Raw genomic sequence first — 10,529 nt, forward strand, 5'->3', positions numbered from 1 at the left:
GCCGACTCGAAATAGTTAATCGCTGCCTTATAAACAGTCAGCAGACCGAATCCTCTGATCGAGATACACAAGTGATCGAAAATCTACGCAACATCGCCATCATTGCTCACGTTGACCATGGTAAGACCACCCTGGTAGACAAACTCCTGCGCCAGTCCGGCACCCTTGAGCGCAACGAGCTCAACGACGAGCGCGTGATGGACTCCAACGACCAGGAAAAAGAGCGCGGTATTACCATTCTCGCGAAGAACACCGCGATCAACTGGAATGGCTACCACATCAACATCGTGGACACCCCGGGCCACGCCGACTTCGGTGGTGAAGTAGAGCGCGTGATGTCGATGGTCGACTCCGTACTGCTGCTGGTTGATGCCCAGGACGGCCCTATGCCGCAAACCCGTTTTGTGACCAAGAAGGCTTTCGAAGCCGGCCTGCGTCCAATCGTGGTCATCAACAAGGTTGACCGTCCAGGCGCGCGTCCGGACTGGGTTCTGGACCAGATCTTCGACCTGTTCGACAACCTGGGTGCCACCGAAGAACAGCTGGACTTCAAAGTCGTCTACGCCTCGGCCCTGAACGGTATTGCCGGTCTGGAACACACCGACATGGCTGAAGACATGACTCCGCTGTATCAGTCGATCGTCGACCACGTTCCTGCGCCAAAAGTTGACCGTGACGGTCCTTTCCAGATGCAGATCTCGGCTCTGGACTACAACAGCTTCCTGGGCGTCATCGGTGTTGGCCGTATCGCTCGCGGTCGCGTCAAGCCAAACACTCCGGTTGTTGCCATCGATGCCGAAGGCAAGAAGCGTAACGGTCGTATCCTGAAGCTGATGGGTCACCACGGTCTGCACCGTGTGGACGTTGAAGAAGCAGCTGCCGGCGACATCGTCTGCATCAGCGGCTTCGACCAGCTGTTCATCTCCGACACCCTGTGCGACCCACTGAATGTCGAAGCGATGAAGCCGCTGACCGTTGACGAACCTACCGTTTCGATGACCTTCCAGGTTAACGATTCGCCGTTCTGCGGCAAGGAAGGCAAGTTCGTCACCAGCCGTAACATCAAGGAACGTCTGGACAAGGAACTGCTGTACAACGTTGCCCTGCGCGTTGAAGAAGGCGACACCGCCGACAAGTTCAAAGTCTCCGGCCGTGGTGAGCTGCACCTCTCGGTACTGATCGAAACCATGCGTCGCGAAGGCTTCGAAATGGGTGTTGGTCGTCCGGAAGTGATCATCCGTCGCGTAGGTGACGTTAAGCACGAACCGTACGAAAACGTGACCATCGACCTGCCGGAAGAATCCCAGGGCGCGATCATGGAGCAAATGGGTCTGCGTAAAGGCGACCTGACCAACATGGTTCCGGATGGCAAGGGCCGTGTTCGCCTTGAGTACAACATCCCGGCCCGCGGCCTGATCGGTTTCCGTAACGAGTTCCTGACCCTCACCTCCGGTGCTGGCATCCTGACCTCGATCTTCGACCGTTACGACGTGATGAAGTCCGGCGACATGTCCGGCCGTCAGAACGGCGTTCTGGTTTCGGTTGAAACCGGCAAGGCGCTGACCTACTCCCTGGAAACCCTGCAAGCGCGCGGCAAGCTGTTCGTCGAGCACGGTCAGGAAATCTACGGTGGTCAGATCGTTGGTCTGAACAGCCGCGACAACGACCTGGGTGTGAACCCTACCAAAGGCAAGAAGCTCGACAACATGCGTGCTTCGGGCAAAGACGAAACCATCGCCCTGGTTCCACCTGTCAAGTTCACCCTTGAACAGGCTCTGGAATTCATCCAGGACGACGAGCTGTGCGAAGTAACGCCGAAGTCCATCCGTCTTCGCAAGAAGATCCTGGACGAAAGCGAGCGTACCCGCGCTGCCAAGAAAGCCAAGGCTTGATACTTAGCCCGCGCTGAATAAAAAACCCCGGTCGAGAGACCGGGGTTTTTTTATGCCTGATGGATTATCGGGACACGCAACCGGCTGAAGCTCAGGGCGGGTATCAAGTGTCTAGCGCTTGCCACCCACCGGGGCCAGCAACAATTCGATATGTTGCTTGCGGATACCATCCGCTGCGGCTTCAGCAAGCGCGGCATCGGTGATGATGGTGTCGAACTGCTCGAGCCCGGCCACCTTGTACATGCCGAAGGTGCCGTATTTCGAGCTGGTCGCGACCAATACGGTTTGCGAGGCTGACTGCATGGCGGCCTGTTTGACCTCGACTTTCAGCGCCGACGGTGTAGTCGTGCCGCGTTGCAGGTCCCACGAACTGGTCGACATGAAGGCCACATCGGTCGCCAGTTGCCGCAACGTCGCTGCCGCCAGCCCGCCTACGCTGGAGCGGTTCGGGTGATCGAGCAGCCCGCCGGTGTGAATCACATCCACATGCGCAGCGTCGGCCAGCGCGTTGACTACGCCGAAATCATTGGTGACCACAGTCATGCCTGACAGCGCGATGATATGCGGGACGATTTCGAGTGTGCTGGTGCCTGCGTCCAGATAGATCGTCATGTCCGGGTGCAGCAAACCCGCCGCGAGCCTCGCCATGCCCTGTTTGTGCGGCAGCTCTATAACCGCCTTGGACTGATGGCTGGGTTCGCTGTGCACCTGGCTGGCGATACGCACGCCACCTGTGACTGAATAGGCCCGGCCTTCCTGTTCCAGCTGGGCGATATCGCGGCGGATGGTCATGTGCGAGCAGTCGAACATCTCCATCAACTGATGAACGCTGAGTACCTGATGCTTGCGCAATTGACGCAGCATCAGCTCCCGGCGCTGATCGGGGATCATAGGTGTACCGCCGGAAATGGCGATCTCCTCTTCAGTGGACATTCGTGCTCCTTGATGAGCCGCCAAGACAACAGGCGGTCCGCGCATCTTAGCCAATCGCTCCGGCAATGGAAGCAGCGACGGGCCTTTTTGCACGGACTTGCTCATCTTTGCAGGCAGTCCACCTCAGTTCATCCAGTTGCCACCATCGACGTTATAGGTTTGCGCGACCACGTATTCACTGTCTGGCGAAGCAAGGAAAATCGCCATGCCGGTCAGGTCGTCCGCCGTGCCCATGCGCCCGTATGGCACCTGCTCGCCGACCAGCTTTTTCTTCTCGCCCAACGGGCGGTTTTCATAGCGGGCGAACATCGCATCCACGCCATCCCAGTGCTCGCCATCGACCACGCCCGGTGCGATGGCGTTGACGTTGATGCCATGCCTGATGAGGTCCAGTCCGGCCGATTGGGTCAGGCTGATCACCGCAGCCTTGGTCGCGCAGTACACCGCCACCAGCGCCTCGCCCCGCCGACCGGCCTGGCTGGCCATGTTGATGATCTTGCCGCCGTGCCCCTGGGCAATCATTTGCCTGGCTGCTGCCTGCAAAGTGAACAGGGTGCCCGCGACGTTGATCGAAAACAGCCGCTCGTAACTGTCGCGGGTGATACCGACAATTGGTGCCAGATCAAACAGCGCGGCGTTGTTGATCAGGATATCCAGCTTGCCGGTCTGTGCTACCACAGCGGCGATGGCCTGATCGATGGACGTCTGATCCGTCACGTCCATGCTGACCGCGTAGGCGTTGGGCCCCAGCTCGTTCGCCGTAGCCTGTGCGCGTTGCAGATTGATATCGGCAATGGCTACACGAGCACCTTCGTGAATATACGCCTGGGCAAACGCCCGTCCTATGCCCCGCGCCGATCCGGTGATCAGCGCGCTTTTACCTTCAAGTCGTTTCATGGGTTCATCATCCGTCCAATACAGTTGAGGGCCGCAGCTTTACTTCGGATAACCGGCGCGTTTCATCTCGCGTTCGGTGACGGCCTGTGCAGCGCTGAGCGCCTGTTCAGTGGTGGTCTGGCCGGTCACGGCAGCGGAGAACAGCTTGCCGACCGACGTGCCAATGGCCTGGAACTCGGGAATGGTCACGTACTGGATGCCGACGTAAGGCACAGGCTTGGCCGAGGGGTGCGCCGGGTCGGCGTGTTGCATCATTTGCAGCGTGACGCTGGCAAACGGCGCAGCCTTGAGATAGGCCTCGCTGTAGGTAGAAGTTCGAGTGCCTGGCGGTACATTACTGATGCCGTCTTTCTCGGCGACCAACTGGATATAGGCTTTGGACGTCGCCCAGGTGATGAACGTCTTGGCCGCGTCCTTGTGCTTTGAGGTGGCCGGTATCGCCAGCGACCAGGCGTAGAGCCACGAAGAGCCCTTGTCGGTCACTTCAACCGGCGCAGGTGCGAAGCCGACGCTGTCGACCACCTTGCTCTGTTCCTTGTCCGTCGTGAAGGAGCCGGCCACGCTGGCGTCGACCCACAAGGCGCATTTGCCGCTGTTGAACAGCGCGAGGGTTTCGTTGAAACCATTGCTCGACACGCCCGGCGGGCCATACTTTTTCAGCGTATCGACGTAGAAATTCGCCGCTTTGCTCCATTCCGGGCTGGTCAGTTCGGGCTTCCATTGCTCACCGAACCAGCGCGCGCCAAACGCGTTGGCCATGGTGCTCAGCAGCGCGATGTTCTCGCCCCAACCGGCCTTGCCGCGCAGGCACATGCCGTAAATACCTTTGTCGGGCTGATGCAGCTTCGCCGCGAACTCACCCAGTTGGGTCCAGGTTGGCTGCTGCGGCATACTCAGACCTGCCTGTTTGAACAGGTCGGTGCGGTAATAGGTGATCGTGCTTTCGCCATAAAAGGGCAGGGCATAGAGCGTGTCCTTGACTGACAAACCCTGGCGCACCGAGGGGAAGATATCTTCCAGTTCGTACTCGGGCGCAAGGCCGGTGATTGGTTCCAGCCATTGCTTGGCACCCCACAGTGGCGTTTCGTAGGTGCCAATGGTCAGCACGTCGAACTGGCCGCCCTGCGTGGCGATGTCGGTGGTCAGGCGCTGGCGCAGGACGTTTTCTTCCAGCACTACCCAATTGAGTTTGATATCAGGATGCTGCTGTTCGAAGATTTTCGAAAGGCGCTGCATGCGGATCATGTCGCCGTTGTTGACGGTAGCGATGGTAACGGTCTCGGCGGCCTGCGCGGCCATGCTGCTGAGGGCGACGGACACGCCCGCTGACAGGAAAAGCGCTTTGCGGATGTTCATCTCAGGGCACTCCATCCCGCGCCTTGGCTGGCGGGAGTCATTGTTTTTGTTGTTGGCCACGGCTGAATCACCATGGTGGACGGCTTGATTACAGCAGCCTGTTGCGGCCTGAACAAACGCACGGCGAACGATCGGCTGATACTTTTTTAACCGCTTGCCACGCGGCGCTCTGAAAGCAAAAAAGTATCAGTGGCGGATTAATTGTGAGCTAGCACTGGCCGAGCGGCAGGGCGTATGTTTAGTTGTCCACAGCGCATTCATAACGATAAAAGGGGCATCCAGTGCCTGACAGCCGAGCCGCCTTGTTCGAGCAGCGCCCTGCCGAGCTTGAGGTTATTCTCCCGCAGCCCGACCACTGCTTTCGCTGGTACGAGCATGACTATCCCTACGCACTGGCGCGCTGGAACCATCATCCGGAATTCGAAATTCATCTGATCCGCCAAGGCAGCGGCAAGCTGGTGGCCGGGGATTACATCGGTGAGTTCGCGGCAGGGCATGTGGCCCTGATCGGCCCGGATCTGCCGCATGACTGGATTGGCGATCTGGCCCCCGGTGAGCATCTGCCCGGGCGGGACGTGGTTCTGCAGTTTGATGGTGCCGCGTTGCTGGCCTTGCGCGGCACGCTACCGGAGATAGGCGATTTGCAGCGTCTGTTCGAGCAGGCGCGACGTGGCCTCGAGTTCACCGGTGCAACAGCGGTGCAGGCCGCGCGCCTGCTTGAACAGATCGGTCCGGCACAAGGCCTGGAACGGCTGATCCTGTTCCTGCAACTGGTCAATACCTTGATGAAGGCGCCTGTGCAGGAGGCTCGTCTGCTGGCCAGCGCCTGGTATGCACCGACCCTGGATGCGCGCAGTTCCGAGCGAATCAACAAGGCGTTCGATTATCTGCTGACTGAATTGACCAGCGATATTCGTCTGTCAGTCATCGCGCAACGGCTGGACATGAGTGATCCGGGCTTTTCGCGCTTCTTCAAACGCACCACCGGGCATTGTTTTATCGACCTGATGCGCAAACTGCGGGTCCAGCGGGCTTGCCGGTTGCTGCTGCACAGCGAGATGTCGGTGTCGGACATCTGCTTTGAAGTGGGTTACGCCAACCTGTCCAACTTCAACCGGCATTTCCGCGTGGAGATGCAGCAGACGCCCAGTGAGTACCGGCGCGCCGCTGCATCCGTCTGATCAATGCTCTGCCGGCTCTTTCGCCTGAGGCGAACGGGTGACGGCATGCACCAGCTTACCGATCGTCAGGCCTTGCAAGAGGATCGACAGCAACACCACGATGTAGGTGATGCTCAGCAGCAGGTCGCGCTCCGGCCCGGTGGGCAAGGCCAGCGCCAGTGCCACCGAGACACCGCCGCGCAAGCCGCCCCAGGTCAGGATGCGGATCGTACCGTGTGGCACCTTACGCCAGCGACGCAGCAGCAGAATAGCCGGGGCCACGGTGACAAAGCGCGACAGCAGAATCGCCGCTGCCAGCAGGCTGGCCGCAATCAGGTGCTGCCACGAGAACGGCAACAGCAACAACTCCATGCCGATCAGCGCGAATAGCAGCGCGTTGAGCATGTCATCCAGCAACTCCCAGAAACCGTCCATGTAACGACGGGTCATGTCGTTCATCGCCAGATTACGTCCCAGATTGCCGATGATCAGCCCGGCCACGACCATCGCGATAGGGCCTGACACATGCAGCTCGGAGGCCATCGCCGAGCCGCCGATCACCAGTGCGAGAGTCAGCATGACTTCGATCTGATACTGCTCGATGCTTTTGATCATCAGGTACACGGCATAGCCGATCAGGCCGCCGAACAGCACACCGCCGACCGCTTCGTGGACGAACAGCAGGGCGGTTTCGCCAACCGTCGGCGTCTCGCCCAACTGCGCGATACCCAGCAGAACGGTGAACACCACCACCGCCGTGCCATCGTTGAACAGGCTTTCACCAACGATGGTGGTTTTCAGCGGTTTGGAGGCGTTGGCGGTACGCAACACACCGAGCACGGCAATCGGGTCGGTGGGCGAGATCAGCGCACCAAACAGCAGGCAGTACAGCGGGCTGACGTGCCAGCCGAACAGGGCGAAGATCCAGTAGGCCAGCGCGCCGATCACGGTGGTGGCAATCAGCACACCGAAGGTTGCCAGCAGGCCGATGGGCCAGCGATAGCTTCTCAGGTCGGCAAGGTTGACGTGCAGCGCCCCGGCGAACAGCAGGAAGGACAGCATCCAGTTCATCAGCAGGTCGCCGAAGTCGATCTGACCGATCAGCTGTTGTACGCGATCTTCCAGACCGGGATAGCCCAGAAAACTCAGTCCTTGCAGCAGCAAAGAGAACATCAGCGCGGTCACCATCACGCCGATGGTGGGCGGCAGACCGATAAAGCGATAGTTCACATAGGTCAGCAGCGCAGTGAGGCAGATAAAACCAGCAGCAAGTTCAAGCATCCGTCATTCCAGAATCCGTAAGTGCAGTGTCTCGATCACCGTAACCGAGCCTGTGTTTGATGGACCGGATCCATGTCCAGACACATCGCGACACGACACAGTGGGGTTTGCGTTGACCACGCCGATGCGGTGATGTTGCAAAAAAGGCAGGAATCAGTGAATGAGGCAGACTTGAAAGCGCAAGAAGCGGGGCATTGTAGACACAAAAAAGTCAGCCCGGATAACGGTCCGGGCTGATGGGGGATGTAACAGTGGGTGGCCTCCCTGGCAGGTTCAGAATCATTGGCTGTTTCTGCACCCGCTCAGGACCTGGTACTGCACGGTGTTCAACTTGCCTTTGGAGTCCTCGTAGGTCATCAGTTTCGGCATCACGCTACAGGTTTGCAGATCCGGGGATTTGCGAATGACCTTGGCGACGTCGAGCTTCATTCCGTATTTGTACTCCTTGATCTCCGGCATCGGCTTGTTATGGATAGCCGCGTATTTCTGCACGCTGGCCTGGTGTTCCTTGATCACTGTGGTGGCTTTGACTTCATCAGTGGTGTAAGCGTAAGCACTCAGTGGCGAAAGAATGACCAGAGCAAGTAACAACGATTTGGCGGTGCGCATTTTCTTTTGTCTCCGTTTGAATGTGGTTCAACCTTACCAAGTGCGCACTAACCGGAAAGTGGCTGAAACATTACAAATCGGTAATCTCGCAGATGTCAGCTTTCTAACAGTATTGTCATTCTCTGCTCACCTTCCTGTTAGCTACCCGGACGTAAGCTTGTTTCATCCCTGACGAGCACTGCGCTTTTAAGGAACTCCTTACACACCGAAAGAGGTAATGATGATGAAACTGATCAAGTCGATGGTTTTCGCCGTAGCTGCCTTGTCCGCCACTGCAGCCTTCGCCGACGACGGCAACGAGTACGCAAGCACAGCGGCTGACAAGATGCGTCTTGCACAGGAACTGCGCTTCAAGGAACAGAACAGCAGCAACAAAGCCGAGCGCTACGTCAACACAGACGACAACGCCAAGGCCGAGCGGTCGACCAAGTCCGAAGGCTGATGCCTTTGATGCCCGACCCGCTGCACCCCCATTCGCCCTTTGTAGCTCCCTGCTCCTTTGGTCGGGGCGAATCTTTAAGCGTCCTTCGGGGCGCTTTTTTTATTCCCGTATCTACACAAATCGTTATCACGCCCGTGCTCCAGCGCCCGTGGGAGCGAGCTTGCTCGCGAAAAGGCCGGTACAGCCGCCAGAAGGAACGCACTTGAACCATGGAATGCCGTTCTGGACGCCCTGCGTCCTATCTTGAATGTCTGATTACACCGGTCAAAGCGTATTTTATTTTTATTGAGTAAATGCGTGCTGTAATGCACTTCCTTTCATATTTGTAATCTTCCCGTCACCTCGGCGTTATCTTCGCCACTTCAAGATTGTGCCCCACTGGCAGCGCTCGGGTTAATAAAAACAGCCAGATCGACATGTTTATAACAATCTGCCGATTGGACGGAGCGCACATGACTCAACTTAAAACTCTATCACTGGCCCTGTGTTCGACCCTCGCCGGTGTCGCACCGGTTGCCGTATTCGCCGAAGAGCAAAAAGAAGGCTTCATCGAAGGCAGCACGCTGACGGTACTCAACCGCAACTTCTACATGAACCGCGACCACCGCAACGGCGAATCCAGCCCTACCGGCAATGGTTACTCCGAAGCGTGGGCGCAAGGTATTATCGGGCGATTCCAGTCAGGCTTTACTCAAGGCACCTTCGGCGTCGGGGTCGATGCATTTGCCATGATCGGTATCAAGCTCGACACCGGTGACGGCCGCAACGGCGGCCGCAGCGCATTTGACGTGCTGCCGGTCGATGGGGAAGGCAGCGCCCGTGACGAATACACCAAGGTAGGTGGCTCGCTGAAGGCCAGAGCCTTCGACACCGTCGTCAACGTGGGCGATGTCTTTCCCTCCACCCCCGTGGTTGCCTTCGGCGACTCCCGACTGCTGCCGGAAAGCTTTCGCGGCGTTACCGCCGTCAACAACAGCATCAGCGGCCTGACCCTGCAAGGCGGTCGCCTGCACTCCATGAGCCAGCCCGTTTCCAGCAACCAGCGCGACGGTTTCGTCACCTTCTACGGCGGTGCCGTGGACTCTCCATGGGTTGCCTACTTCGGCGGTGACTATCAGGCCACCGACAGGCTGAGTCTTGGCCTCTACACCAGCCGACTCAAAGACGCCTGGGATCAGAAATACGCTTCAGCGTCCTACGTGCTGCCGCTCTCTGACGACCTGTCGCTGACCAGCAGCCTGAACTACTACAACGCCACCGACGAAGGCAAAAAACTGCTCGGCGAATTCGACAACGACATCTGGAGCGCAAAACTCGCCCTGCAATACGGCGCGCATACCCTGTCGCTCTCGCACCAGCGCAACGAAGGTGATGACGATTTCGACTACCTCCGGCAGTCCGACTCCATCTACCTGGCCAACTCCATCCAGTACAGCGACTTCAACTCACCCAAAGAGCGCTCGTGGATGGTCACCTACAACCTCGACATGTCCACCTTCGACGTGCCCGGCCTGTCATTCATGACCCGCTACGGCAAAGGCACCGACGCCGACTACTCCAACGCCAACAGCACCTACATGCGCCGCGACGCACAAGGCAACCCGCTGACCGACCAGAAACGCTGGGAGCGCGATATCGAAGCGAAATACATCGTGCAGACTGGAGCGCTGAAAGACCTGTCGCTGCGCGTGCGCCAGGCAACGACTCGTGCCACGGCGTTCGAATCGGATCTGGATGAGGTGAGGGTGATTGTGGAGTATCCGTTGAGTGTGCTTTGAGGGGGGATGATTGAGTGAGGCGTCCTTTGGGGCGCTTCACAATTGGACGGGCTAGAAAGGAGACGACTGATGGCAAGAGACTGTCAGAAATTTTGTGTTCGAGCATAACATGTAGCGAGACTGTCAGAAATTTTGTGTTCGGGCATAACATGTAGCTAGAGGTGCATGTATGCCGACCAAA

General features: G+C 58.2%; 9 protein-coding genes. 4 read left to right on the forward strand and 5 right to left on the reverse strand.

Annotation, left to right across the window (positions count from 1 at the left end):
- Positions 1–71: 71 nt before the first annotated feature.
- The gene (typA, locus tag AO277_RS13375; protein ID WP_002555714.1) at positions 72–1,892 is read left to right on the forward strand and encodes a translational GTPase TypA; all 1,821 of its coding nucleotides are present in this window, start codon (positions 72–74) and stop codon (positions 1,890–1,892) included.
- Positions 1,893–2,003: 111 nt separating this feature from the next.
- Here typA and AO277_RS13380 read toward each other — a convergent pair whose 3' ends face one another.
- From AO277_RS13380 to AO277_RS13390, 3 genes are all read right to left on the reverse strand, one after another.
- Positions 2,004–2,825, reverse strand: a complete 822-nt coding sequence (locus AO277_RS13380; protein WP_044318154.1) for a DeoR/GlpR family DNA-binding transcription regulator — start codon at positions 2,823–2,825, stop codon at positions 2,004–2,006.
- Between the two features lie 123 nt (positions 2,826–2,948).
- Entirely contained in the window at positions 2,949–3,722 is a 774-nt protein-coding gene (locus tag AO277_RS13385; protein WP_044318155.1) for an L-iditol 2-dehydrogenase, read from the reverse strand.
- A gap of 39 nt (positions 3,723–3,761) precedes the next feature.
- Positions 3,762–5,078, reverse strand: coding sequence for an ABC transporter substrate-binding protein (locus tag AO277_RS13390; protein WP_044318156.1), 1,317 nt, complete (start codon positions 5,076–5,078; stop codon positions 3,762–3,764).
- A gap of 281 nt (positions 5,079–5,359) precedes the next feature.
- Between AO277_RS13390 and AO277_RS13395 the strand changes: the two genes are divergently transcribed.
- Positions 5,360–6,259 (forward strand): AraC family transcriptional regulator, encoded by a 900-nt coding sequence (locus AO277_RS13395; protein ID WP_044318157.1) that lies wholly within the window; start codon positions 5,360–5,362, stop codon positions 6,257–6,259.
- Here the strand turns inward: AO277_RS13395 and AO277_RS13400 are convergent, their stop codons facing one another.
- Positions 6,260–7,519: a cation:proton antiporter gene (locus AO277_RS13400; RefSeq protein WP_004654928.1), complete on the reverse strand. Its 1,260-nt coding sequence runs from the start codon at positions 7,517–7,519 to the stop codon at positions 6,260–6,262.
- 279 nt (positions 7,520–7,798) lie between these two features.
- Positions 7,799–8,128: a DUF2790 domain-containing protein gene (locus AO277_RS13405; protein WP_004663292.1), complete on the reverse strand. Its 330-nt coding sequence runs from the start codon at positions 8,126–8,128 to the stop codon at positions 7,799–7,801.
- A gap of 217 nt (positions 8,129–8,345) precedes the next feature.
- Here AO277_RS13405 and AO277_RS28535 point away from each other — a divergent pair, with 217 nt between their 5' ends.
- Together AO277_RS28535 and AO277_RS13415 are read left to right on the forward strand one after the other, a co-directional pair.
- Entirely contained in the window at positions 8,346–8,570 is a 225-nt protein-coding gene (locus AO277_RS28535; RefSeq protein ID WP_004663296.1) for a hypothetical protein, read from the forward strand.
- Between the two features lie 452 nt (positions 8,571–9,022).
- Entirely contained in the window at positions 9,023–10,348 is a 1,326-nt protein-coding gene (locus AO277_RS13415; protein WP_044318158.1) for an OprD family porin, read from the forward strand.
- The last annotated feature ends 181 nt before the right edge of the window (positions 10,349–10,529 follow it).

It is taken from the genome of Pseudomonas amygdali (genome assembly GCF_002699855.1).
In the GTDB taxonomy this organism is placed as follows: domain Bacteria; phylum Pseudomonadota; class Gammaproteobacteria; order Pseudomonadales; family Pseudomonadaceae; genus Aquipseudomonas; species Aquipseudomonas amygdali.